This window comes from Photorhabdus caribbeanensis (assembly GCF_018448885.1).
Lineage (GTDB): Bacteria > Pseudomonadota > Gammaproteobacteria > Enterobacterales > Enterobacteriaceae > Photorhabdus > Photorhabdus caribbeanensis.
In genome coordinates this window covers 1-554 of sequence record NZ_RCWB01000142.1, presented here as the reverse complement: position 1 = coordinate 554, position 554 = coordinate 1, and the positions used below count along the sequence as shown (strand labels likewise).

At 53.8% G+C, this 554-nt stretch carries 1 protein-coding gene; it reads right to left on the bottom strand.

Annotated features, from left to right (window positions below; genetic code table 11):
- Nucleotides 1-554: AMP-binding protein (locus EAE90_RS23365; RefSeq protein ID WP_214055464.1), on the bottom strand; the 554-nt coding region annotated here is incomplete at both ends.

Below are 554 nucleotides of genomic sequence, written 5' to 3'. Positions count from 1 at the left end.
TTCAAAATACTCGGATCAAGCGCTTCCCCGCCAAAGATGATATAGCGCAAACAGTCCGGTAACGGATTGGCGATATAACTGGCAATAAAGGCTTTAAAGGCACTGGGAGTCTGATTCAGCACCGTGATGCCGTGCTGACACACGAATTGATGCAGTTCCTGAGGTGAGCGGGCAATCGCGTACGGAACCAACACCAGTTTAGCGCCGTAGCGTAACGCCCCCCATAATTCCCACACCGAAAAGTCAAACGCAATGGAATGGAACAGGCACCAAATATCCTGCCGGTTAAAGTGATACCAGGATTCCGTCGCCTCAAACAAACGCAGAATATGACGATGCTCCACCATCACCCCTTTCGGCGTGCCGGTCGAACCCGAGGTGTAAATCACATACGCCAGATGCCGTGCCGTCAATGTCGGCACCTGCGGGTTACTGTCCGGCTGATTTGGCAGATTATTCGGGTCAAGTACCGTCAGCCCTGCCAGCGTATTCTCACCCAGCGCATCACGCCCGACTTTATCCGCCAGCAAAATAGCGGGGGCCGCATCGGTCAG